The sequence below is a fragment of the Paeniglutamicibacter terrestris genome, assembly GCF_012271785.1.
GTDB classification, from domain to species: domain Bacteria; phylum Actinomycetota; class Actinomycetes; order Actinomycetales; family Micrococcaceae; genus Paeniglutamicibacter; species Paeniglutamicibacter terrestris.
The window spans coordinates 260,098-282,597 of record NZ_JAAWVT010000004.1 but is presented as its reverse complement, the minus strand read 5'-3'; the positions used below and the strand labels follow the sequence as shown (position 1 = coordinate 282,597).

General features: G+C 60.7%; 23 protein-coding genes and 1 pseudogene. 16 read left to right on the top strand and 8 right to left on the bottom strand.

The window, feature by feature from the left end:
• Nucleotide 1: 1 nt before the first annotated feature.
• Complete coding sequence (locus HED64_RS11105; protein ID WP_168152058.1) at nucleotides 2–805, bottom strand: exodeoxyribonuclease III; 804 nt, start codon at nucleotides 803–805, stop codon at nucleotides 2–4.
• A 176-nt stretch (nucleotides 806–981) separates the two neighbouring features.
• Here HED64_RS11105 and HED64_RS11100 point away from each other — a divergent pair, with 176 nt between their 5' ends.
• The 5 genes from HED64_RS11100 to HED64_RS11080 all read left to right on the top strand — a co-directional run bounded on the left by HED64_RS11100 (nucleotide 982) and on the right by HED64_RS11080 (nucleotide 6,656).
• Nucleotides 982–2,481 carry a CoA-acylating methylmalonate-semialdehyde dehydrogenase gene (locus HED64_RS11100; protein ID WP_168152057.1) on the top strand — a complete coding sequence of 500 codons (1,500 nt, stop codon included), beginning with the start codon at nucleotides 982–984 and terminating at the stop codon, nucleotides 2,479–2,481.
• A gap of 4 nt (nucleotides 2,482–2,485) precedes the next feature.
• The gene (locus tag HED64_RS11095) at nucleotides 2,486–3,559 is read left to right on the top strand and encodes an enoyl-CoA hydratase/isomerase family protein (protein ID WP_168152056.1); all 1,074 of its coding nucleotides are present in this window, start codon (nucleotides 2,486–2,488) and stop codon (nucleotides 3,557–3,559) included.
• 15 nt (nucleotides 3,560–3,574) lie between these two features.
• Nucleotides 3,575–4,501 carry a 3-hydroxyisobutyrate dehydrogenase gene (gene mmsB, locus HED64_RS11090; RefSeq protein WP_168152055.1) on the top strand — a complete coding sequence of 309 codons (927 nt, stop codon included), beginning with the start codon at nucleotides 3,575–3,577 and terminating at the stop codon, nucleotides 4,499–4,501.
• 277 nt (nucleotides 4,502–4,778) lie between these two features.
• A complete protein-coding gene (locus HED64_RS11085) occupies nucleotides 4,779–5,894 on the top strand; it encodes an ABC transporter permease (protein WP_168152054.1) in 1,116 nt (371 codons plus the stop codon).
• 54 nt (nucleotides 5,895–5,948) lie between these two features.
• Entirely contained in the window at nucleotides 5,949–6,656 is a 708-nt protein-coding gene (locus HED64_RS11080) for an ABC transporter ATP-binding protein (RefSeq protein WP_168152053.1), read from the top strand.
• Nucleotides 6,657–6,659: 3 nt separating this feature from the next.
• On the opposite strand, the gene HED64_RS11075 is transcribed toward HED64_RS11080, so the two are convergent.
• Entirely contained in the window at nucleotides 6,660–7,217 is a 558-nt protein-coding gene (locus tag HED64_RS11075) for a MarR family winged helix-turn-helix transcriptional regulator (protein ID WP_168152052.1), read from the bottom strand.
• Between the two features lie 52 nt (nucleotides 7,218–7,269).
• Nucleotides 7,270–8,985 (bottom strand): AMP-binding protein, encoded by a 1,716-nt coding sequence (locus HED64_RS11070; RefSeq protein WP_168152051.1) that lies wholly within the window; start codon nucleotides 8,983–8,985, stop codon nucleotides 7,270–7,272.
• Nucleotides 8,986–9,129: 144 nt separating this feature from the next.
• On the opposite strand from HED64_RS11070, the gene HED64_RS11065 reads away from it, so the two are divergent.
• Nucleotides 9,130–10,350 carry an acyl-CoA dehydrogenase family protein gene (locus tag HED64_RS11065; protein WP_168152050.1) on the top strand — a complete coding sequence of 407 codons (1,221 nt, stop codon included), beginning with the start codon at nucleotides 9,130–9,132 and terminating at the stop codon, nucleotides 10,348–10,350.
• Here the strand turns inward: HED64_RS11065 and HED64_RS11060 are convergent.
• Genes HED64_RS11060 through HED64_RS11050 form a run of 3 tightly spaced genes read right to left on the bottom strand, consistent with a single transcriptional unit; the run spans nucleotide 10,347 to nucleotide 12,401 of the window.
• Complete coding sequence (locus HED64_RS11060) at nucleotides 10,347–11,045, bottom strand: peptidyl-tRNA hydrolase (protein WP_342590705.1); 699 nt, start codon at nucleotides 11,043–11,045, stop codon at nucleotides 10,347–10,349. The genes HED64_RS11065 and HED64_RS11060 overlap by 4 nt on opposite strands.
• Nucleotides 11,046–11,075: 30 nt before the next feature.
• Complete coding sequence (nadE, locus tag HED64_RS11055) at nucleotides 11,076–11,900, bottom strand: ammonia-dependent NAD(+) synthetase (protein WP_168152049.1); 825 nt, start codon at nucleotides 11,898–11,900, stop codon at nucleotides 11,076–11,078.
• Nucleotides 11,901–11,948: 48 nt separating this feature from the next.
• The gene (locus HED64_RS11050; RefSeq protein ID WP_168152048.1) at nucleotides 11,949–12,401 is read right to left on the bottom strand and encodes a MarR family winged helix-turn-helix transcriptional regulator; all 453 of its coding nucleotides are present in this window, start codon (nucleotides 12,399–12,401) and stop codon (nucleotides 11,949–11,951) included.
• Between the two features lie 151 nt (nucleotides 12,402–12,552).
• Here HED64_RS11050 and pyrE point away from each other — a divergent pair, with 151 nt between their 5' ends.
• The 8 genes and pseudogenes from pyrE (at nucleotide 12,553) to HED64_RS11010 (ending at nucleotide 18,748) form a co-directional block, all read left to right on the top strand.
• Nucleotides 12,553–13,110 (top strand): orotate phosphoribosyltransferase, encoded by a 558-nt coding sequence (gene pyrE, locus HED64_RS11045; protein WP_168152047.1) that lies wholly within the window; start codon nucleotides 12,553–12,555, stop codon nucleotides 13,108–13,110.
• A gap of 300 nt (nucleotides 13,111–13,410) precedes the next feature.
• Nucleotides 13,411–13,713, top strand: a complete 303-nt coding sequence (locus HED64_RS11040; RefSeq protein WP_168152046.1) for an urease subunit gamma — start codon at nucleotides 13,411–13,413, stop codon at nucleotides 13,711–13,713.
• A gap of 17 nt (nucleotides 13,714–13,730) precedes the next feature.
• Nucleotides 13,731–14,072 (top strand): annotated as a pseudogene (locus tag HED64_RS19870) (urease subunit beta); the annotation flags it as partial.
• A gap of 215 nt (nucleotides 14,073–14,287) precedes the next feature.
• Nucleotides 14,288–16,000, top strand: a complete 1,713-nt coding sequence (gene ureC, locus HED64_RS11030; protein ID WP_168152044.1) for an urease subunit alpha — start codon at nucleotides 14,288–14,290, stop codon at nucleotides 15,998–16,000.
• Between the two features lie 28 nt (nucleotides 16,001–16,028).
• The gene (ureE, locus tag HED64_RS11025; protein ID WP_168152043.1) at nucleotides 16,029–16,502 is read left to right on the top strand and encodes an urease accessory protein UreE; all 474 of its coding nucleotides are present in this window, start codon (nucleotides 16,029–16,031) and stop codon (nucleotides 16,500–16,502) included.
• The gene (locus HED64_RS11020) at nucleotides 16,483–17,184 is read left to right on the top strand and encodes an urease accessory protein UreF (RefSeq protein WP_168152042.1); all 702 of its coding nucleotides are present in this window, start codon (nucleotides 16,483–16,485) and stop codon (nucleotides 17,182–17,184) included. The genes ureE and HED64_RS11020 overlap by 20 nt, the downstream gene beginning before the upstream one ends.
• Nucleotides 17,185–17,230: 46 nt before the next feature.
• On the top strand, nucleotides 17,231–17,845 hold the full coding sequence (ureG, locus tag HED64_RS11015) for an urease accessory protein UreG (RefSeq protein WP_132364158.1): 615 nt from the start codon (nucleotides 17,231–17,233) through the stop codon (nucleotides 17,843–17,845).
• A gap of 6 nt (nucleotides 17,846–17,851) precedes the next feature.
• Entirely contained in the window at nucleotides 17,852–18,748 is an 897-nt protein-coding gene (locus HED64_RS11010) for an urease accessory protein UreD (RefSeq protein WP_168152041.1), read from the top strand.
• Nucleotides 18,749–18,961: 213 nt separating this feature from the next.
• Here the strand turns inward: HED64_RS11010 and HED64_RS11005 are convergent, their stop codons facing one another.
• On the bottom strand, nucleotides 18,962–20,029 hold the full coding sequence (locus HED64_RS11005) for an LLM class flavin-dependent oxidoreductase (protein ID WP_168152040.1): 1,068 nt from the start codon (nucleotides 20,027–20,029) through the stop codon (nucleotides 18,962–18,964).
• Between the two features lie 96 nt (nucleotides 20,030–20,125).
• Here HED64_RS11005 and HED64_RS11000 point away from each other — a divergent pair, with 96 nt between their 5' ends.
• Complete coding sequence (locus HED64_RS11000) at nucleotides 20,126–20,716, top strand: CGNR zinc finger domain-containing protein (RefSeq protein ID WP_168152124.1); 591 nt, start codon at nucleotides 20,126–20,128, stop codon at nucleotides 20,714–20,716.
• Between the two features lie 53 nt (nucleotides 20,717–20,769).
• Here HED64_RS11000 and HED64_RS20190 read toward each other — a convergent pair whose 3' ends face one another.
• The gene (locus HED64_RS20190) at nucleotides 20,770–21,717 is read right to left on the bottom strand and encodes a GlxA family transcriptional regulator (protein WP_168152039.1); all 948 of its coding nucleotides are present in this window, start codon (nucleotides 21,715–21,717) and stop codon (nucleotides 20,770–20,772) included.
• Nucleotides 21,718–21,825: 108 nt separating this feature from the next.
• Between HED64_RS20190 and HED64_RS10990 the strand changes: the two genes are divergently transcribed.
• A complete protein-coding gene (locus HED64_RS10990) occupies nucleotides 21,826–22,473 on the top strand; it encodes an isochorismatase family protein (RefSeq protein WP_168152038.1) in 648 nt (215 codons plus the stop codon).
• The last annotated feature ends 27 nt before the right edge of the window (nucleotides 22,474–22,500 follow it).

Sequence of the window (22,500 nt, the reverse complement as noted above, 5' to 3'; positions counted from 1 at the left end):
CCTAGCTCAGCTCCACGATCACCGGGGTGTGGTCGGATGCGCCCTTGCCCTTACGCTCTTCGCGGTCAATGCTGGCGCCGATGACCCTGTCCGCTAGTGCGGGGGAAGCCAAGGTGAAGTCGATGCGCATGCCCTCGTTCTTCGGGAAGCGCAGCTGCGTGTAGTCCCAGTAGGTGTAGGTTTTGGGCGTATCGGTGTAGGGGCGCACCACGTCGCTAAAGCCAGTTTTCAGGAAGGCCTCGAAGGCTGCACGCTCGGGAGTAGAAACGTGGGTCATGTTGTTGTCTCGGAAGAAATCAATGTCCCAGACGTCCTCATCGCGTGGGGCAATATTCCAGTCGCCCATCAGGGCTACCTGCGCGCTGGGATCTTCTGCCAGCCAGCTTGCCGCCTGCTGATTGAGGTTCTCGAGCCACGAGAGCTTGTACGGCATGTGTTCGTCCTCCAGTGCACGACCGTTGGGTACGTACAGGCTCCAGATGCGTACGCCTCCGCAGGTGGCAGCGATCGCGCGTGCCTCTTGGACCGGGTCCTTGCCGCCCTTGCCGAATGCTGGTTGGTCAACAAAGGTGCGCTCCACGTTGTCCAGGCCCACGCGGGAGGCGATCGCCACGCCGTTCCACTGACTGATCCCGAAGTGGGCTACCTCGTAGTCGTTGTTCTCAAAGAGTTCCCATGGGAAGTTCTCGTCTTTGCACTTGGTTTCTTGAATGGCCAAGACGTCGACGTCGGAGCGTCGCAGCCAGTCCTCGACGCGGTCGGCACGGGCACGAAGGGAATTCACGTTCCAAGTAGCAATCTTCACCTTCCCAACCTATCAACTTCGGTGATCGGGTTCAGGTTTGCGGCAGAAAAGTCCGGGAAAAATAGTGCCCCTAGCAATTTAGTAGGAAGTCCGAGTATATTTTTGGATATCAGACGTGGCGCCCATCACATGAAGCTGCCGCGTGCTAGCGAATTCTGCTGAGGAGCAAGCATCACATGACCCGCGAACTGACCCATTATGTGGGTGGCGCCCACGTCGACGGCACCTCCGGCCGTTTCGCCGATGTCTACAACCCCTCCATTGGAGAGGTGCAGGCGCGGCTCCCGCTGGCCTCGGGAGACGAAGTCCGTCGGGCCATCACCGTCGCCGAAACAGCGCAGGTCCAGTGGGGTACGACAAATCCGCAGCGGCGCGCCAGAATTCTGAACAAGTTTGTCGAGCTCGTGTATGCAAATATGGACGAGCTAGCAGCCCTGCTGACCAGTGAACATGGCAAAACCTTCCCCGACGCCAAGGGCGACATCCAGCGCGGGCTCGAAGTCATCGAATTCTGCGTCGCCGCCCCACACTTGTTGAAGGGGGAATTCTCCGACAGCGCCGGAAGCGACATTGATGTCCACTCCATGCGCCAACCCCTCGGTGTGGTCGCAGGCATTACCCCGTTCAATTTTCCGGCCATGATCCCGCTGTGGAAGGCCGGCCCGGCGATCGCCTCGGGCAACGCCTTCATCCTCAAGCCCTCCGAACGCGACCCATCCGTCCCACTACGGCTGGCCGAACTCTTCACCGAAGCGGGCCTCCCCGACGGCATCTTCAACGTCATTAATGGGGACAAGGAGGCCGTTGATGTGCTGCTGGAGGACCCACGGGTCAAGGCCATCGGATTCGTGGGTTCCACACCGATCGCCCAAAGCATCTATGCAACGGCAGCAGCCAACGGCAAGCGGGCACAGTGCTTCGGTGGCGCAAAAAATCACATGGTCATCATGCCCGACGCTGATCTGGACATGGTCGCCGATGCGCTCATGGGTGCCGGATATGGTTCCGCGGGAGAACGCTGCATGGCGATCTCTGTGGCCATCCCCGTGGGTGAAAAAACTGCCGACGCGCTGGTGGCCAAGCTGGTTGAACGCATCGCTACCCTCAGGGTGGGTGACGGCATGGACGAGACATCAGATTTTGGCCCGGTGGTAGCTCAAAGCGCCAAGGAGCGCATCGAAGACTATGTCCAGATCGGTGTTGACGAAGGTGCATCACTGGTGGTCGACGGCCGCGGATTAACCGTGCCCGGCCACGAGAACGGCTTCTGGGTTGGTCCCACTCTCTTTGACAACGTCACCGAAACCATGCGGATCTACAAGGAAGAAATTTTCGGTCCCGTGCTTTGCATCATCCGAGCCAAGGACTACGAGGAAGCACTCCGCTTGCCCTCCGAGCACGAATTTGGCAACGGAGTTTCCATTTTCACCCGCGACGGGGACACCGCACGGAACTTCTCCTCACGCGTGCAGGTCGGCATGGTGGGAATCAACGTTCCCATCCCGGTGCCGATCGCCTATTACACCTTCGGCGGATGGAAGGCCTCTGGCTTTGGGGATTTGAACCAGCATGGAGCCGACGGATTCCGCTTCTACACCAAGACCAAGACCGTGACCACGCGCTGGCCATCGGGTATCCGTGAGGGTGCAAGCTTCATCATGCCGGAGGGCAGTTAATAATATGAGTGAACCCGAAGTACTTTTTGCTGTCCGCGGCACCCTGGGCGTCATCACGCTGAACCGCCCGCGTGCGGTGAATGCCCTGACTGCCACCATGGCCACTGCCATGCTCGAAACCCTGCTCCGCTGGGCCACCGATCCGGCGGTACATCAAGTGCTGGTGCGCGGCTCGGGGGAACGTGGACTCTGCGCCGGCGGAGACATCGTGGCGATCTACCGCGACATCACCTCCGGTGGTCAGGAAACCGAGGAGTTCTGGAGCACCGAATATTCACTGAACTCCCTGATCCAGTCGTATCCCAAGCCCTACATCGCCTACATGGACGGGTTGGTGCTCGGCGGGGGAGTGGGGATCTCGGCCCACGGCAGTCACCGGCTGGTTACCACCCGGACGCGCAGTGGTATGCCCGAGACAACCATCGGGTTTGTCCCCGATGTCGGCGGTACGTATCTGCTTTCACGCTCCCCGGGCGAAAGTGGCACTCACGCCGCACTCACCGGAGAACACCTGGGTGCTGCCGAGGTGCTCTATCTGGGACTGGCCGATCACCTCATCGATTTCGCCCGAGCCGAAGAGCTCTTCGTGGCGCTGGAAACGGCGCCGGTTGACGACATTCTTCCGGGATTCATCCTTCCGGTGCCCGCCTCAAATCTCGAATCCTGGCGTGCGTGGCTTGATGACGCTTACGCACACTCGAGCGTCGAAGAAATCATGGCGGACCTGAACGCGTTGGCAGCAGCGGGTAACGACGAAGCCCGTGCAGCGGTGGCGACGCTGGGCAAAAAATCGCCCAGCGCACTGAAGCTCACCCTTGCCTCGCTACGCCGAGCCAAAAACCTTACCGACCTCAAAGAAGTCCTTAAACAGGAATATCGAGTGGGGCTCCGTGCCCTGGAATCTAGTGACTTCCCAGAAGGCATCCGAGCCCAAGTTATCGACAAGGACTATGCGCCAATGTGGAACCCCGCCACGCTTCAAGCGGTGGATATGGAGTTGCTTGAGGCCAGCTTTGCTTCCCTGGGCAATCGAGAACTCAAACTCAACCCCCGCGCCCTCAGTGGCGCCGTCGAATAGCAATGGAGGACTGACATGACCGAAACGACACCCGCAGCGCCGGGCCGTATTGCCTTCTTGGGACTTGGACACATGGGGGAACCCATGGCCGTGAACCTCCTCAAGGCTGGATTTGATGTAGTGGGCTTTGATGTGGTCCCGGCCGCCGTGGCAGCGGCCACCGCCGCCGGTTTGCCATGTGCGACCACTGCGGCAGAGGCCGCCACCGGCGCGGCCATCGTGCTGACCATGTTCCCTTCGGGGGCGATCCTGCTTGACGCCTACCGCGGAGTTGATACACCGGGACTGCTGGAGGTGGCCCCGCCAAACACCCTCTTCCTCGATTGCTCCACCATCGATGTGGCTCAGGCCCGCGAGGCTGCTGAACTCGCCCTGGCCGCCGGACATCGATCCGCCGACGCACCGGTATCCGGTGGTGTTGTTGGCGCTGAAGCCGGGACACTAACGTTCATGATCGGTGCCGACGCCTCCGATATGGACCAGATCACCGTACTGCTGGAGGTCATGGGCAAAAAACTAGTCCATTGCGGTGAGCACGGCGCTGGGCAAGCCGCCAAGATTTGTAACAACATGCTGCTGGGTATCTCCATGATCGGGGCCGCCGAGGCCTTCGTCCTGGGGGAAAAATTGGGGTTGAGTCATCAGGCGCTGTACGACGTGATCTCCACGGCCTCGGGACAATGCTGGGCAGTCACTACCAACTGCCCAGTTCCCGGTCCCGTACCTACCTCTCCGGCGAATCGAGATTATGTTCCCGGATTCGCTGGGGCGCTCATGGCTAAGGATCTAGGTCTAGCGCTCAATGCACTAGAAAACACGGGAGTTAGCGCGCAACTGGGCCCCCTTGCAGCGCAGATCTACCGCCAATTTTCCGATGAGGGCGGGGCAGGACGCGACTTTTCCGGAATCATCACCGAGATCCGCAAAAACTCTGGAAACTAGCTACAGCGCAGCCTAGAGGCGGAGTGCCACGTCGTCCCGGAATGCCTGCGTCAATGACACGAGAGTTCCGGGACGACGCTCCCCAAGCAGCAGTTCAGGAATGTCGGCCAATGGTCATGATCGGAAGGCCACGAAAAAATTCCTGAATAATGCCATGCCCACAGCAATCGACCATATGGTCGATGTGCGAGCATCAGGAACGTCGGAGGATGGGAGATAAGAAGGGGAAAGGCCAACGGCAAATCCCCGAATCATCCACCGAAAGAGAACCCCGATCATGTTCCTCGCCATTCGAGATATTCGCTTCGCCAAGGGCCGCTTCGCCCTGATGGGCACGGTGGTGGCGCTCATTACGCTGCTACTGGTCATGCTCTCCGGACTCACCGCAGGTCTGGGCGATCAGTCAACCTCCGCCCTCAAGAATCTTGGATCGGCGGCCAAGCCCGTAGACAGCATTGTCTTCGGCGCCGCCAGCGGCAATGAACCCAAGGCCTCCTTCACCGAAAGCCAGGTCACGGCCGAGCAGGTAGCCACATGGGAGACTCGTGAAGGCGTCGCTTCGGCCCAGGCCATCGGCATCACCCAAACGCGTTTCCAGGGCTCGGCTGTTGGATCTGAAACCAGCACCGGAACCACGAACGTCGCGGTCTTCGGCCTTGAGCAGGACAGCGCCCTCGCACCATTGCCGATAGCCAAGGGAGAAGTCGTCATCGGTGAATCCGTGGCGGAAGACCTGTCGCTCAAAACTGGAGACATGATCTCCATGGCCGGGGTCGATTTACGTATTGGGGGAGTAACCGCAGATAACTGGTACTCCCACACTTCGGTTGCCTACACGGATCTAGATTCTTGGACCAAGCTCGCTCACCTAGGAGATCAGCATCAGGCCGGAACCGTCATCGCTGTGACCAATCAGGATGGGGCAACCGTTGATACAGAGGCGGCGAACGCTGCCGCATCCACGGTGAGCACTACCCGCACCGGGTCATACGCCGCGCTAGGTTCTTACAAGAGCGAAAACGGATCCCTGTTGATGATGCAAGGCTTCCTCTATGGCATATCTGCCCTAGTGATCCTTGCCTTCCTCACTGTATGGACGGTACAGCGTACCCGCGACATCGCCGTGCTCAAGGCGCTCGGCGGTTCCGGTAGCTACGTGCTGCGAGACGCCATCACCCAGGCGAGTATCGTGCTCCTGCTCGGTGCAGGAATCGGCGGAGGTGTGGGGATCCTCGGTGGTTCCCTCGCCGCGGCCGCGGCTCCCTTCCTACTGAGTCCGGCCACCACGCTGCTGCCCATTGTTGGGGTGGTAGTGCTGGGCCTTGCCGGAGCTGCGCTCGCCGTCTCACGCGTGACCAAGGTCGATCCACTGATCGCCCTTGGTGGCAACTAGTTCACCGAGTAGTTTTCGCAACAATTTCTCTCCCCACACGAGTGAAGGATTTCCATGAATACCCCCAACACCAACATGCCACTGCAACTGATCGACGTCACGCTTGAATACCCAGACGGAGACGGCACCATCAAAGCTCTGGACGCCGTGAACTTGAGCGTCGGTGCCGGGAAGATGCTCTCGCTCATCGGCCCCTCGGGCTCGGGCAAGTCCTCCCTGCTGGCCGCCGCGGCAACACTCATTCGCCCCACTAGTGGTCTGGTGATCATCGACGGAACCACCGCTAGTGACCTGAACGATGCCCAGCTGACCGCGTTACGTCGCGAAAAGATCGGCATCATCTTTCAGCAGCCCAATCTACTGGCCTCACTTACAGCGGTGGAACAACTCATGATCTCTGACCATCTGCGTGGCAAGTCGCTGAAGCCAGCCAAAAAACATGCCATGGAGTTGTTGGATATCGTGGGCTTGGCCGACAGTGCCAAGAAGCGCCCGCACCAACTCTCCGGTGGTCAACGTCAGCGTGTGAACATTGCCCGCGCCTTGATGGGCGAACCGAAGGTGTTGCTGGTCGACGAGCCGACGGCGGCGTTGGACAACGCACGTAGTGAATCAATCGTGCGTCTGTTGGCGCAGGTCACCAAGGAATTCTCGGTGGCCACCGTGATGGTTACCCACGATACCGAGTTCATTTCGTTCACCGACTCGGTTGCCGCCATGCGCGATGGAGTGTTGGGAATTTCGGAACTGGTCGGTAGTTAGGCCTCAGCTGCCACGCGGTGTATCTCGAATGTTTGCTGACTCCGAGGTAGATTCTTCCGCCGAGAAATCCCCAGCGTCACGGCGGAACTTACTAAAGATCCGGATCAGCGTGGAGATGTCTCGGTCGGAGAAGCCGGAGTCGGCAAAGACCTGAGCGTTTAGCTCGAGGGTGGCTGCTGCGGATAGTTCGCGGCCCTGCGGTGAGAGTGCGATGAGCGTGGTGCGTTTGTCGGTCGGGTGTTTGGTTCGGGCGACCAACCCTGCGCTCTCTAACCTGTCCACGGCATTGGTGACCGATGTGGCGTGAACCTGCAACAACGCGCTGGCTCGATTCATCGCCAGCTCACCATCGCGCGCAAAGCTGAGCAACGCCAACATTTCATAGCGTGCGAAGGTGAGACCGAATGGCTTGAGCACCGTTTCAGCGCGCTGCAAGAGAATCTGCTGCGTGCGCATCAGCGCGGTGATCGCGGCCATGGGTTCGGCAACGTCCTCCCATCCATGACGTTCCCAATTGCGTTGCGCTTCTAGGATCGGGTCGCGCGATAGTGGCTGGCTCAATTTTCCCTCCGGGTATAACGAATGCCCTAGCTTATCCAAACCCCGCTCGGGCTCAGGACTTCAGCGACGGAAAATCGTCGTCGCGGTACTCTACGCCGAGGGATTGGGTTCCCGCCGTTGTCTCGTGGCGCGCCACTTCGCTGTTACGCAGTTCCACCCGCCGGATCTTTCCGGAAATGGTTTTGGGAAGTTCGGCGAATTCGAGGCGACGGATCCGTTTGTACGGTGCCAGGTGTTCCCGGCAGAAGCCGAGGATGCTTTCGGCCAGCTCCGCAGAGGGTTCGTGGCCAGCGGTGGTGACCACGAAGGCCTTGGGAACCGAGAGCCTCAGTGCATCGGGGGAGGGGACAACGGCGGCCTCGGCCACTGCGGGGTGTTGGATCAGCACCGACTCCAGCTCAAAGGGGCTGAGTTTGTAGTCACTGGACTTGAAAACATCGTCCCCGCGCCCCACATAGGTAATGACTCCTCGCTCGTCCATCTCGGCCATATCGCCGGTGTGATAAAGACCGTCTCGGAAGGCTTCCGCGGTCTTTTCCGGATCTCCGTAGTACCCCTTCATGATCCCCAACGGTCTAGGATCTAAGCGCAGACAGATTTCCCCTTCGCTTCCTGCTTCTCCGGTGGCGGGGTCGATGAGCACAACATCGTAGCCGGGCATGGGGCGTCCCATGGCGCCGATGGTGATGGGCATTCCGGGCGGGTTGGCGATTTGCACGGTGGTTTCGGTCTGCCCGAAACCGTCACGAATGGTTTGGCCCCATGCGCGGTTGACCTGGTCGATTACCTCGGCGTTCAGGGGTTCCCCTGCCGACACCAGCTTGGCCGGGGGATTTTTTAGTGCCGTGAGGTCTGCTTGGATGAGTAGGCGCCACACCGTTGGCGGCGCGCAGAAGCTGGTGACAGACTCGGCGTCCATCTGAGCCATCAGGGCCTTGGCATCGAAGCGTTCGTAGTTGTAGAGGAACACCGTGGCTTCGGCGATCCACGGGGTGAAGAAATTACTCCACGCGTGTTTGGCCCAGCCCGGGGAAGCGACATTGAGGTGCACATCGCCGGGCTCCAGCCCGATCCAAAACATGGTGCTCAGGTGTCCGGCTGGGTAGGAGGTATGAGTGTGTTCCACCAGTTTGGCCTTTGACGTGGTGCCGGAGGTGAAATACAGCAGTAGGGTCTCATCGGCCTTGGTGGGGACCTCCGGAACAAATTCCGTGGATTGCTCGGCGCTTTCGGTGTAGTCAAGTGCGGTTGACGAGGCATCTTTGTCCACATTTATCAGGCTGAATTTGCCCTCAACCTTGTCGAACTTGTGGATATCACTCCTGCCAGCCAGGGCCCAGCTGGCTTCTCCGCGCTCCACCCGGTCCTGCAAGTCCACGTGTGTCATCTGTGTCGTCGTGGGGATCATGACCATGCCCAGCTTGATGCCGGCGAGCAAGATCTCCCAGAGTTCGACGCGGTTGCCCAGCATCACAATCATTTTTTCACCGCGCTTCATTCCAACCGAGCGCATCCAATTGGCAACCTGGTTGGAGCGTTCCGCGAGCTCAGCCCAGGTGCGACGCGTGGAGCTGCCGTCCATTTCCACGATGACCAAGGCGTTGGTTGCGGCGCGGGAGGGATCCTTGGCGACCTGATCAAACCAGTCGAGACCGAAGTTGAACTCGGTGAAGGCCGGCCAACGGAACTCTTCGAGGGCGCCGGTGTAATTGGTGCGCAATTCCATGAGTCGATCGCGTGCCGCACGGAATTCTTCGGTAACGGTCATTGTCATCCTTTCGACCGGACACCTAATTAGTAGGAAGCCCTAGTGATTTGAGTCACTGGCAAATATACTTTGATATCCAAGGGTTTGGAAGGGTTTACCGCCCGAGAGCCAAATAATTCACCGGACAAGGAGCTATCCCCTCTCATGCCACTCAGCGAGAACCACCCAACTCTCACTAAAGCGCACTCGAAGCACATCGGAAAGCAACCACCATTTCCGGATGCCGACCTCATGCATATCTGGGCGCAACTGGACCCCGCCGAGCGCCACCGTCTGGAAGGGATCCGAACATTCTTCCAAGAGAACGTGCGCCACGACAGCATCGAGTATTGGAACCGTGAGGAATTCCCGCACCATGTGCTGCCAGCGTTAGCCGCTCACGGACTGGGCGGAATTCAGCTCGACGGCAGTAGCGAACTCTTTAAGGGGCTGGTCTACGTTGAAGCGGCACGCGCCGATGTTTCTCTGTCGGCACTGATTGGCATCCACAATGAACTTATCGTCGGCATGATCCATGAATTGGGATCGGTCGAACAGCAACAGAAATGGTTACCGGACCTGACCCAATTCACTGCCGTTGGCGCTTTTGCGCTCACCGAGCCCGATCACGGATCCGACATCGCTGGCGGTTTGTCCACCACCGCCACACGCGAAGGTGACGAATGGGTCATCAACGGGGCTAAGCGCTGGATCGGAGCCGCCACCATGGCCGACTTCTCCTTGGTGTGGGCCAGAGATACCGCGGACAACGCCATCAAGGCCTTTATTGTCGAATCGGATCGCCCGGGATTTAGTACCTCTAAGATCTCCAACAAGATCGGCTTGCGCATCATGCAAAACGCGGACATCATCCTAGATGAGGTGCGCGTTCCAGAGGCCAATAGGCTCCCCGGAGCCAAGAACTTTGCTGCAGCGAACGAGCTTTTGATGCACTCCCGGGCCTGGGTGGGATGGCAGGCCGCGGGGGTGCAGTTGGGGATCTTTGATGTTGCGCGCGACTACTCGTTGGCCCGAAAACAATTCGGTCAGCCCATTGCCGGGTTCCAGCTTGTGCAGCTGCCCTTGGCCGAAATCCTCGGTAACGCCATGGCGAGCCTCTCGCTCATGTCTGACCTTGCTCGAATCCAGGGCAAGGGGGAACTGCAGATGGTGCAAGCAGCCATGGCTAAATCGACGACAACTCGTTTGGCGCGTGATTCAGCGGCCAAGGGGCGTGCCCTGATGGGCGGAAATGGCATTACCAGTGACCATGAGATGGCTAAACTGTTTGCCGACGTCGAAATTCTCTACACCTACGAGGGCACCTATGAAATTAATTCCCTCATTGTCGGTCGAGCCGTCACCGGGATCTCGGCTTTCGTTTAACCGACGCGAACAAAGGCGGTGGCCGAACCGGGGACAATTTCGGTGCGACCGGCATCGTGGATCAGCGGGCCCTGAGCCGAGCGGGATAGCTTTTTGAACGCCTTGGAGTCGAGTCGTTGAACCGAGAGCTGGCAGCCGGCCGCACGCCAAGCAGCAAGATCTGCGGGTTTTCCCTCCAACACCCACGCGAACAGGGCATGGGCGCCCTGGGCTGCAGCCTTGCCGGTGCTCATCCCGAGTCCATCATTCAACGCGATGTGCACCGGTGTAAGTTCCATCGGTTTTCCGGGCGGAAGTGTAGTTCCGGAGACCTGCAACTTCGCCAATCGTTTGGGAAGCGAATCGGCAGGCATCGGCGCGAAGGCCAGGGCACGCGCGCTCCCCAGTTCGGCAACGGAATGATCCGGGAACTCTGCTGCGACCTTGGCAAACATCTTTGCATCCGCCCGTCGGACGCTCTTGGCAAAGGCGCCTTCGGCCCATGGGCGCCAATAGGGGTGCCCGGGATTGGCCAATAACGCATTAACCGATGCCAGCGCCGCGACGGCTATCCCCGAATCCTCGTCACACGGTTCCTCGCGGTCCACCAACAAGATAATGGGCTGGACCAATTCGCCCGTTGGCTCCGGGAGATCCGCATAGGGGTTCTCTGAAACTTCGGGCGCGGCTGTTGGTTCGTTTAAGGTGCTATCCACAAGAACCAGCCTATGTCGTTTCGGCCTCGGTTACTTTTTCCACCAGGTGTCAAAGATCGTGACGGGGGTGGTGCGCTTATGCCGTGAACGCAGGTACTTGGTCTCTAGGGCTATCGCTGCGTCCTCGGGAATCGTGCGGCCCTCGAGGTAATCGTCGATGTTGTTATAACTGATGCCCAATTCGTCCTCATCGGTGCGAAGCGGTTTGCCGTCCAAGAGGTCCGCAGTGGGCACCTTTTCCCACAACTGCGCGGCCGCACCCAAGTGACGCAGTAGTTCGCGATTCTGTCGCTTGTTCAGTCCAAAGAGCGGGAGGAGGTCGGCTCCACCATCACCGAATTTCGTGAAGAATCCCGTAACGGATTCGGCGCCGTGGTCGGTTCCGATCACCAAAAGATTTTCTTCACCGGCCAGAGCGTATTGGGCGATCATGCGCATGCGAGCCTTGATGTTGCCCTTGTTGAAATCCGAGATCGGAGTTCCTGCAGCCTCTTGGAATGCGGATTCGAGTCCGTCGACACCCGCCCGCACATTAAACGTCCGCTCCACATCGGCCGCCACAAAATTCAGCGCCGCCTGGGCATCCGCCTCATCTTGTTGGGTGCCGTAGGGAAGCCGAACGGCAACGAACTGCGCCTCGGTTCCCTGGGCACGAAGTTCTTCGGTGGCAAGCTGCGCCAAACGTCCGGCGAGCGTTGAGTCCAAGCCACCGGAAATGCCCAGGACAAAACCTTTGGTGCCCGTGGTGAGGAGGTATTCCTTGAGGAAGTTAATACGGGCGCGCACCTCCGCAGCGGGATCGATCTGCGGCTTGACGCCCATTTCTTCGATGATGACGGCCTGTAATTCGCGCATGTTCAATAGCCTATCCCGAGTCGGGGAGCACGTGGCGAAGAACCGCCTTTATGCGTCGGCAGGTGGATTCTGCGGATCCCAGCCGAGGTTGACGGCCATCTTGCGCAGTGACGCTACGGTGGTGGAATACTCCACCGGGGTGATCCCGGCACTGGATTCCTCACGCATGGCATCAACGATCTCGGTCAGTCGTTCGAGGGACACCATGCCTCGCTCGGTGAGCGTGAAGGTATGGCCTTCCTCGGCGACCCAGCCCGATTCAACAAGTTCGGCCAGATGTTCCGAGGGACTGGTTGGTTCGTCTTGTGCTTGGGCCTGCCCAAAGAAGGGAGCCAGCGCCGCGGTGAGCTCACCTCCGGTGGCTGAGCCCTTCGTCAGGACATTGAGCAATTGCCATTGGCGACGGGTGACGCCATGCTCTTCGAGGGAGTCGGCGAACTGCTCCGAAATGAGCGAGTCAACCAATTTGAGCCAGTAACCCAGAGGGCGAGAATCGGTCATGTCCTCAGCCTAACCCCGCAACCACCTGCCTGTCTGTAGCAAATGTGGCAGCGACATCTTTCGCCCGCCAGCGGCGGGGTTTCGAGGAAGAGTTGTGACACAAAGGCGCGATGATCACCGGCACGGCAATCACCAAACTAGAATTGAGACCATGACCAATACTGCCGCGCGCGCCCGCTTGCTCGAACTCATCAAGGAACTTGCCGTGGTCCACGGCAAAGTCATCCTTTCCTCCGGTAAGGAGGCCGACTATTACATCGACCTTCGCCGCATCACTTTGCACCATGAAGCAGCGCCGCTGGTCGGTTCCGTCATGCTGGAAATGCTTGACGAAGCCGGCATCGAATTCACCAATGCCGGCGGGTTGACCATGGGGGCCGACCCGGTGGGCACCGCGCTCATGCACGCGGCCGGTAGCGCAGGACGTTCGATCGACGCTTTTGTGGTGCGCAAGGCGCAGAAGTCCTACGGCATGGGCCGTCAGGTCGAAGGCCCCTCGGTGGAGGGACGCAATGTTGTTGTCCTCGAAGACACATCCACCACCGGCGGCTCCGCCTTGACCGCCGTCGAAGGTGTGCGCAAGGCCGGCGGCAACGTCGTGGCAGTTGCAGTGATCGTTGACCGCGACACCGGATCCAAGGAACGCATCGAGGCCGAGGCCGGAGTGCCGTACCTCTACGCCTTCGGCAAGGACGAACTGGGCCTCTAGAAAGAATCGACTCCGCACGCCCCAACAAAGACGTTCCGCCGATTTCACCAACAGTGGAATCTGCGGAACGTCTTCGTGTTCCAGAAGCCAGTTGGGCCTTGGCAGGCCCATGAGCGCACCAAGCACGGCCGTGAAATCAGCTTGGGAGCACGGTGCAGCACTGCCGTCGAAACTCGCCGGTGCGGGACTTCTGCTTCTGCTATTCTTGCCATATCCACGGACCTCCCGGCGCATCTTCCCGCCGGTTGCAGATAACGGGTGGCGCAATGTTTTTACCACTGTTGAGAACTGGAGCCCTAGATGCATTTAACCCCGCGTGAGCACGAAAAGCTCATGATTGTCGTGGCCGCCGATCTGGCACGTAGACGCCAAGCCCGTGGACTGCTGCTCAACCACCCCGAGTCCGTGGCAATCCTTACCTACGAACTCATCGAGGGGGCCCGCGACGGGCGCACCGTGGCGGATTTGATGAGCTACGGAACCACGATCCTGGCACGCGAACAGGTCATGGAGGGCGTCGCCGAGATGATCTCCGACGTGCAAGTCGAAGCGACCTTCCCCGACGGAACCAAGCTCGTCACCGTCCACAACCCGATTCGCTAGGCAAGGGAGAGAACAGCATGAAACCGGGAGAATACATCCTTCGCGACGAGGCCGTGCTCTGCAACGCGGAACTCGAAACCCGAATCCTAAACCTGGTCAACCACGGGGACCGCCCCATTCAGGTTGGATCCCACTACCACTTTGCCGAGGTCAACCCGCAACTGGACCTGGACCGGGTTGCCGCCCGAGGCTTCCGCCTGGATATCCCCGCTGGCACCGCCGTGCGCTTCGAGCCGGGGGACGCACGCACCGTGCACCTCGTCGAATTTGCCGGTCGCCGGCATGTCTACGGATTCCAGGACCGCGTGAACGGGCCGGTCGGTGAGACCATCCCCGCGAAGGAAACCGAGGCCATCGGCGGTTCCGCCGGCATCAACCCGGTCACCGAGGCCGAGCTGGTCGCCGACTACGACATCGACCTGCCCAACCTCGGCCGCGAGACCAAGGGCTTCCACACTGATTACGGTGTGGACCCGGTTGATGAAACCCTGCCGCCACACCCCGACGAGGCCAGACGCGCCACCGAGGAAAGCGAAGACACCGTGAACGAGGATCCTGAAGCAGAGGGCGCCAAATGAGCTTCGAGATGAGCCGCAAGCACTACACGGAGATGTACGGGCCCACCACCGGAGACGCCATTCGTTTGGCCGACACCGAGTTACTGGCCGAGATCGAGTATGACTACACCAACTATGGCGACGAAGTCGTCTTTGGTGGTGGCAAGGTCATCCGCGACGGCATGGGCCAAAACGGTCAAATGACCCGCGACCAGGACATCCCCGATACCGTCATCACCAATGTGGTGGTGCTTGACTACACCGGGATCTACAAGGCCGACGTCGCATTGCGCGACGGCCACATCTTCAAGATCGGCAAGGCAGGAAACCCGGATATCACCAACGGGGTGAACATCACCATCGGCGCGGCCACCGACATCATCGCCGGTGAGCACAAAATCCTCACGGCGGGCGCCATCGACACCCACGTGCACTTCGTGAGCCCCGACCAGATCCCGGTGGCACTGGCCTCCGGGGTCACCACCATGATCGGCGGCGGCGCCGGACCTTCCGACGCTTCCAAGGCCACCACCGTGACCCCCGGTCCCTGGCACATCTCCCGGATGCTGCAGGCCGTAGAAAACCTGCCGATGAACATCGGCTTCCTGGGCAAGGGCCACGCCAGTGCGCGCGGCCCGCTCGCCGAGCAGATCCGTGCCGGTGCCATTGGCCTGAAGATCCACGAGGACTGGGGCGCAACCCACTCCTCCATCAACGAGTCGCTGAAGATCGCCGACGAATTCGACGTGCAGGTCGCCATCCACGCCGACACCCTGAACGAGTGCGGCTTCGTGGAGGACACGATTGCGGCCATCGCCGGCCGCGTCATCCACACCTTCCATACCGAAGGCGCCGGTGGCGGGCACGCCCCGGACATCATCCGCATGGCGGGGCTGCCCAACGTGTTGCCGGCCTCCACCAACCCCACCCTGCCGTACACGATCAACACCGTGGACGAGCACCTGGACATGCTCATGGTGGCCCACCACCTCAACGCGGACATCCCCGAGGACGTGGCCTTCGCCGACTCGCGGATCCGCGCCGAGACCATTGCGGCCGAGGACGTCCTACACGACATGGGTGTGTTCTCCATGACCTCCTCCGATTCCCAGGCCATGGGACGAGTCGGGGAGACGGTGCTGCGCACCTGGCAGGTCGCCGACGCCATGAAGCGCCAACGTGGCAAGCTGCCCGAAGATCTAGAGGTTGGTGACAACTTCCGGATCAAGCGCTTCGTCTCGAAGTACACCATCAATCCGGCTATCGCCCACGGCATTGCCGATACCATCGGCAGCATTGAGGAAGGCAAGTTCGCTGACCTGGTGCTCTGGGACCCGGCGTTCTTCGGAGTTAAACCGGACATGATCATCAAGGGCGGGCTGATCGTTCAGTCACTCATGGGAGATTCCAACGGATCGATCCCCACCCCGCAACCGCGCACCCTGCGTGCCAACTTCGGAGCCCTAGGTACCGCGGTACACGCCTCCTCCATTACCTTCCTGTCCCAGGCGGCCATCGAGGAGGGCGTGCCCGAACGCCTGCGGCTGCGCAAGGTCATTCGGCCGGTTCATGGCATTAGGACACTGACAAAGGCTGACCTGAAGTTCAACGGGGAAACCCCGGACATCCAGGTTGACCCGCAGACCTACCAGGTCACCGTCGACGGGGTGCTGGCCAGCTGCGAGCCCTCCAGCGTGCTACCCATGGCCCAGCGCTACTTCCTCTTCTAAACCGACGTCGAGCATGACAAGGAGTTTCATGATTATCGAGCAGCTCATGGGGAACAGGCGTGATGTTCCCGCGGCCGAGCTGGCACAGCTGCATGAGGAAAAGGTTGTGCTGCCTTCCTCGGCACTGGTCAAGCGGATCCAGCGCGTCACCACCGACCACGGGCGGGAGTTGGGCATCCGCTTGGCACCCGGCGCCGACTTGGTAGATGGGGATATCCTGCTGCGCAATGAGAAGGAAATCATCACGATCTCGGTCCTGCCCACCGACGTGTTGGTCATTGCCCCGGGCTCCATCTTCGAGATGGGGCAGGTGGCGCACGCGCTGGGCAACCGCCACCTCCAAGCCCAGTTCTTCGACACCGCCTCGGACTATGCCACGGAGGTCATGGTGGTGCAATACGACCACACCGTGGAGGACTTCCTGAAGCACCACAACACGCCCTATCAGCGCCAGGAACGTGTGATGCCGGTGCCGTTCCGCCATGCCGAACACACCCACTAGCCCCACAGCGGGGCACCTGCTCACGCTGCTGCAACTCTCCGACTCGGCGCTGCCCACCGGTGCCTTCAGCCATTCGCTGGGATTGGAAAGCTACCTGGATACCCGGGCGGTGCACGACGAAGCCAGCTTCACGCTGTGGCTGGAACGTTTCCTGACCCAGTCTCTGGCCTACACCGACGGACTGGCGGTCCGGCTGGCTCACGAGGCCGCCGGCGGAGCGGAGCTGGCGCGCATCGACGCGCTGGTGACGGCCGCAGCGGTGCCACGGCAGATCCGCGAGGCCGGGGTGAAGATGGGTGCACGCATGCTGCACGTGGCCACCAGCGTCTTTCCGACCCCAGAGCTGGAAGCCTACCGACTGCAGGTTCAATCCGGGGCATGCTCCGGACATCCGGGCATCGCCTTTGCGCTGGGCGCGCGAGGTGCCGGTGCCCCGTGCGCCGACACCGTGGCGGCCTACCTGTTCTCCACGGTGACATCGTTAACGCAGAACGCCATCCGGGGAATCCCCATCGGGCAGAACGCTGGGCAGCGGGTGCTACGGGCCATGCATGCCCAGGTCCTGCAAACGGTAGAAATGATCTTCGGGCTGGATCTTGATGATTTGGGGGCGGCGGCTCCGGGTCTGGAAATAGCGCAGATGCGCCACGAACACTTGCGTGCCCGCATGTTCATGTCCTAGGTGGACGGAACGTGCGGCGCGAGAAATTTACGACAGAAGGAAGTGCATGATGGAACCGATTTGTATTGGCATCGGAGGACCCGTGGGAGCGGGCAAGACCCAGCTCATCGAGCGGATCACCCGGAGGCTGAACGATGAGGTGTCGATGGCCGCAATCACCAACGACATCTACACCATCGAGGACGCCAAGATCCTTGCAGCCAACGGTGTGCTGCCGCTGGATCGGATCGTGGGCATTGAAACCGGCGGCTGCCCGCACACCGCGATCCGCGAGGACACCTCGATGAACTCCGCGGCGATTGAGGAACTCAAGGCCAAGCACCCAGATCTTCAGATCATCTTCGTCGAATCTGGGGGAGATAACCTCTCCGCCACGTTCTCCCCGGAGCTGGTGGACTTCTCCATCTACATCATCGATGTGGCGCAGGGCGAGAAGATCCCGCGCAAGGCCGGCCAGGGCATGATCAAGTCCGACCTTTTCATCATCAACAAGACCGACCTGGCCCCGTATGTGGGGGCGGATCTCTCGGTGATGGAGCGGGACTCCAAGGAGTTCCGCGGCACCAAGCCCTTCTGCTTCACCAACCTCAAGACCGATGACGGACTGGACACGGTCATTGATTGGCTTAAGCACGAGGTGCTGATGCTGGATCTGGGCTAGACGGGCATGAAGACAACGACGAGCGAACCCCCGGCGATCCGGGAACTGGGTCCCTCGCCCTTCGCGGGCACAAAACTCGTTGGCGAGCTGCGCCTGCGGGTGGGCAACCGTGCCGGTAAGGCCATTGCCACCCGGCAGTATCACCAGGGGGCACTGCGGATCCTGCGCCCGCACTACCTCGATGACACCGCCCAGGTCTGTTACACCATCGTGAACCCCGGTGGCGGGTACCTAGGCGGGGATAACTACGGCATCGAGGTTGCGGTCGACGAGGATGCCTCGTTGTTGCTGACCACCCAGTCGGCCACCAAGGTCTACAAGACTCCCGGCAGCATCGCCCGCCAGGACATGGTGGTTCGGCTGGGACCTGGTGCGGTACTCGAATACGTGCCAGATCAGCTTATTGCCTATCGCGGGGCCAGCTACCGGCAGTTCACGCGCGTGGATATGCACCAGGATTCCAGTCTGCTGTTCTGCGAGGTACTGACCCCCGGATGGAGCCCCGATGGGAAGCTCTTTCGCTACGACGAGGTACGGCTGCGCACCGAGGTATCTCTCGACGGACGCATCGTGGTGCTCGACAACCTGCTGGTGCGCCCCGGGGCGGATTCGTTGGACTCGCTGCTCTTCCTGCAGGACTACACGCACGTGGGTATGTTGCTGGCCGTGGATGCAAACATTGGCCCCGGCGACGTGGAGCGGATTCGAGATTTGGCCTACGCGATTGGCGCCGCCCAGGGTATTGATGTGCACCTGGGTATTAGTCAGGTGTCGGGTCCCGGTGTCGCGGTGCGGGCGCTGTCGAACTCCACCGAGGCCATCAATGCGGTCCTAATGGGCGTGATTAACGATCTGCGCCACCACTTGCGGGGTCAAAAGCCGCTAAACCTGCGCAAATACTAGGCTCTGCTCTCCACCGTGTTTCAGGCGCGCTGACCACACAGTTGCCGAGAAAGCCTCCCATGTTGCGGCCCAAGGTCGGCCGGCCTTGGGTCGCAAGCCATACGGCACTCTTGCCTACGGCTACCAACTTTCGGTCGGAGCTGAGTCCGGCCAGGACCGTGGACACCGCAACGATGCCGACTGCAACGATCAGAAAATCTTTTAGATATTGATTCAGTTAGCTGTCATGCCGTAGTGGTCGGCGATTAGTTCCACGGTTTGTGCTTGTGAGCGACGCGAATGTCCCTGAACAACCAGCATCACCTCGTCGACATCGGTTTGGGCATGAAGCTCCTCCAGGCCCTCTGCCACCTCGGCGGCAGTTCCGTGAATGGCGCGATCGGTGTATTCCTCAATGATGGCTCGCTCTTGCTCATTGGCCCGGTAGGCTTCCACTTCCTCGGGAGCAAGCAGTGCGAAGGACTTGCGCTGGAACATTCTCAGCATCGCCATGGCAGCGGACGTAGCCTGGCGCCGTGCCTCGGCGGGATTCTCATCGGCAATCGCCCCGATGCTGACCAAGCTGTATGGCTCCGCGAGGTACTGGGACGGGCGGAAGTTCTCGCGGTAGATTCGCAGGGCGGTCAGCACGTCGGCAGCACCAAATTGCAGTGCAAAGGCATACGGACGACCCAGTCGGGCCGCAACTTGTGCCGAGTAGGGCGATGATCCCAAGATCCAGATATCGGCGCTGGTCGCGGAGCGGGCAACCCGGTTCTCATCGGCCTGCCATGGCCCCGGAACGGCGGGAACATCCTTGTAGGGGTGATCGTGCGGGAAGTTGTTTTCCATAAATCCCAGCAGCTCGGCGATTTGTTCCGGAAACTCTTCGTTAGCCGTCTGGTTGCGGCGCAGCGCGGCGGCGGTGGCGCCGTCGGTGCCAGGTGCGCGACCGAGTCCTAGATCGATCCGTCCAGGGGCAAGTGCATCGAGCATGCCCATTTGTTCGGCGACAACTAGGGGGACGTGGTTGGGCAGCATGATCCCGCCCGCTCCGAGCCTGATGCGCTCCGTCTCGCCGGTTAGCCGAGCCACCATGAGCTGTGGGGACGGGATGGCGGCACCGGGCATTGCGTGATGTTCGGACATCCAGAACCGCTGAAAACCGCGGCGGTCGGCCAGCTTCGCGAGGGAAATCATCTCTTCGAAGGTTTCCTCAATCGAGTGGCCTACGCCGGTAAAGGCGTTGTCGAGTATCGATAGAGCGAAGGGTGCTGTGCCGGAAGTGTGCTGATTGGTCATGGACTACCTCACTTATTACGGTAAAACGATTGTTTTGGCGTGATATTTAACAGTAGGGGTTTATCACGCCAAAGCGCAACTGATACCGTGAGTATTATGATTAAGGTCCCACTACCTCACGCTCCCGGAACCGATGAGCATTCGTGCCTAGCGTTGGCTAACAGCAGCGTCACGCTCCCGGGCGGGCAACGTATTGATGAACTCAACAGCCCGGAAAGTGCCACGGCATGGCTCGTCGCGTACGAACTTGTGCCAGTTGGAACCGGGCTGCTGGCCTATTGTCAGCTTCGACTCACGGATCTGCGGCAGAGCCTCCGGCGGGTTTTGGCGTCGCATGCAGCAGGTGTCGAAATCGACCCCGGGGCGCTGGGGGCCATTAACCGTGCGCTGACGGCGGTGCCCAGCGCAGCATTGCTGCAATACGACCCCGACAAGGGGCTGCTCCGCGTTCCGAGCCATCCGGTCACCCAGCTTGTTGATCATGCCATGGCTCAAATCGCCGAGGATGCCGCCGCGTTGTTGACCGGCCCGGACGCAGATCGCATCGCGCAGTGCGCCTCCGCGCCGTGTGACAGGTTCATGGTTCGCACTCACGCGCGGCGACAGTGGTGCTCAGAACGCTGTGGTGCCAGGCAGCGGGCCAACCGCGCCTATGCCCGAAAAATGGACCAGTCACTCGCCGGATGACCGGCACTGATTCAACGTGCATGCGGCCGTAGGCCAAGCTGGCATGTAGGCACCTAGCCTCGGGTGAAGCGGGCCCGGTACGAGGTTGGGGTTGTGGCATAGGCCGCGATGAAGTTCTGACGGAAGGTCACCGCGCTGCCGAAACCGCAGGACTCCGCAATGCGGGAAACGCTCCAGCTGGTAGTTTCCAGTAGTTGGCGGGCGTCGTCGAGTCGCTGCCCGAGTACCCAGCGCGCCGGCGAGAGGCCGGTGACTTCCTTGAATCTGCGGGTGAAATTGCGCTTACTCATCGTGGCGTGAGCCGCCATGGCCTCCACCTCTAAGTCCTGATCCAGGTTTGCCTGCGCCCATTGAATGGTCCTGCCCAGTGGCCCGTCCAGCTCGGGGTCCGGCAATGGGCGGGCGATGTATTGCGCCTGCCCTCCTTCGCGGTGCGGGGCGATGACGATTCGTCGTGCCACTGCTGCCGCGGCCGCCGCGCCCAGGTGGGTGCGCACGATGTGCAGACAGGCGTCCAAAGAGGAAGCGGTACCGGCTGAGGTGAGCACGTCGCCGTGGTCGATGTAAAGTGCGGAACTATCGAAATCCACGGCATGCGGCTTGGCGGCCATGTCCTTGATCGCCTCCCAATGCGTCACTGCTGTGCGCCCGTCAAGCACGCCGCTGCACGCCACCGGATAGGCACCCAAACACAGCCCGGCGATGGCGGCTCCCCGTTCATGGGAATCTCGTACCAAGCGAAGCAGATTCTCGGACGGTTCCGGCAGGTGCGACAGCCAGGATGGGAGCACTACGAGGTCGGCATCGCGAACGATCTCGGGACCGTAGACATCCCCGATCACGTACCCTTCGGCACTACGCACCGGCTGACCTGCCTCGCTGAAAACCCTCGCCTCCCAGTCCTCGGCCAGGCCAAGTCGGGACACCTCGCCGAAAACGAGCAGCGGAGCTGCCAGATGGAACATGGTCATTCCATCGAAGGCATGGATGGATATTTTCACGTTGGCCCATTTCCATCGAAAGTGTGCATATACGCCACTCACTGTAGCGCTCCGAAGGCTGGCAGGCTGGAATCCTCAACCAAAACCACCAAGGAAACGGGGCCCACCATGGCTGAAACGCGCCGCGCACTGATCGTCATCGACGTACAAAATGACTACTTTGCCGAAGAAGGACCTCTGGCCATCCAGTACCCGGATCGCTTCGAATCCCTGGCAAACATCACTCGCGCCATCGACCTTGCGCACAAGCAGGGGATGCCGATCGTCTCCGTTCAGCACGAATACCCGGCTGGAGCGCCGGTGTTTGCGCAAGGCTCTGAGGGATGGAAGCTGCACCCGGAGATTGCCTCGCGCCGCACCGATTCGTGGAAGCACCTGGTGAAGAGCTATTCCAGCGTGTTCGCCGGCACCGACTTCGAGGCTTGGCTGCGGGAGAACAAGATCGAGACCATCACCATCGTCGGCTACATGACCAACAACTGCGACCTCGCCACCGCGGTGGAGGCCGAACCGCGGGGCATCGCGGTGGAGCTGCTCTCCGATGCCAGCGGCGCGATCCACCTGGCCAACGAGGCCGGTACGGCCAGCGCACAGCAGGTGCACGAGACGCTGATGGTGCTATTGCAGTCCAGCATGGCCGCCGTGGCCAGCACCGATGACTGGGCGCAGGCCGTTGCGGCAGGCACCGCACTTCCCAAGAGTGACCTGGGTACCTCCGCAGTCCAGGGCCGGGCGGCCTTCGCACCCGTCGCCTGATCATTTTCGGGATTTTTGTCTGGGGGG

What these genes read in the sequence shown, in the direction of transcription:
- ureE (WP_168152043.1), top strand. Translation starts at nt 16,029, where the DNA reads ATGATTATCGAGCAGCTCATGGGGAACAGGCGTGATGTTCCCGCGGCC.
- HED64_RS11040 (WP_168152046.1), top strand. Translation starts at nt 13,411, where the DNA reads ATGCATTTAACCCCGCGTGAGCACGAAAAGCTCATGATTGTCGTGGCC.
- HED64_RS11100 (WP_168152057.1), top strand. Translation starts at nt 982, where the DNA reads ATGACCCGCGAACTGACCCATTATGTGGGTGGCGCCCACGTCGACGGC.
- HED64_RS11050 (WP_168152048.1), bottom strand. Translation starts at nt 12,401, where the DNA reads ATGACCGATTCTCGCCCTCTGGGTTACTGGCTCAAATTGGTTGACTCG.
- HED64_RS10990 (WP_168152038.1), top strand. Translation starts at nt 21,826, where the DNA reads ATGGCTGAAACGCGCCGCGCACTGATCGTCATCGACGTACAAAATGAC.
- HED64_RS11085 (WP_168152054.1), top strand. Translation starts at nt 4,779, where the DNA reads ATGTTCCTCGCCATTCGAGATATTCGCTTCGCCAAGGGCCGCTTCGCC.
- HED64_RS11080 (WP_168152053.1), top strand. Translation starts at nt 5,949, where the DNA reads ATGAATACCCCCAACACCAACATGCCACTGCAACTGATCGACGTCACG.
- mmsB (WP_168152055.1), top strand. Translation starts at nt 3,575, where the DNA reads ATGACCGAAACGACACCCGCAGCGCCGGGCCGTATTGCCTTCTTGGGA.
- HED64_RS11065 (WP_168152050.1), top strand. Translation starts at nt 9,130, where the DNA reads ATGCCACTCAGCGAGAACCACCCAACTCTCACTAAAGCGCACTCGAAG.
- ureC (WP_168152044.1), top strand. Translation starts at nt 14,288, where the DNA reads ATGAGCTTCGAGATGAGCCGCAAGCACTACACGGAGATGTACGGGCCC.
- ureG (WP_132364158.1), top strand. Translation starts at nt 17,231, where the DNA reads ATGATGGAACCGATTTGTATTGGCATCGGAGGACCCGTGGGAGCGGGC.
- HED64_RS11095 (WP_168152056.1), top strand. Translation starts at nt 2,486, where the DNA reads ATGAGTGAACCCGAAGTACTTTTTGCTGTCCGCGGCACCCTGGGCGTC.
- HED64_RS11070 (WP_168152051.1), bottom strand. Translation starts at nt 8,985, where the DNA reads ATGACCGTTACCGAAGAATTCCGTGCGGCACGCGATCGACTCATGGAA.
- nadE (WP_168152049.1), bottom strand. Translation starts at nt 11,900, where the DNA reads ATGCGCGAATTACAGGCCGTCATCATCGAAGAAATGGGCGTCAAGCCG.
- HED64_RS11005 (WP_168152040.1), bottom strand. Translation starts at nt 20,029, where the DNA reads ATGACCAATCAGCACACTTCCGGCACAGCACCCTTCGCTCTATCGATA.
- pyrE (WP_168152047.1), top strand. Translation starts at nt 12,553, where the DNA reads ATGACCAATACTGCCGCGCGCGCCCGCTTGCTCGAACTCATCAAGGAA.
- HED64_RS11020 (WP_168152042.1), top strand. Translation starts at nt 16,483, where the DNA reads ATGCCGAACACACCCACTAGCCCCACAGCGGGGCACCTGCTCACGCTG.
- HED64_RS11010 (WP_168152041.1), top strand. Translation starts at nt 17,852, where the DNA reads ATGAAGACAACGACGAGCGAACCCCCGGCGATCCGGGAACTGGGTCCC.
- HED64_RS11000 (WP_168152124.1), top strand. Translation starts at nt 20,126, where the DNA reads ATGATTAAGGTCCCACTACCTCACGCTCCCGGAACCGATGAGCATTCG.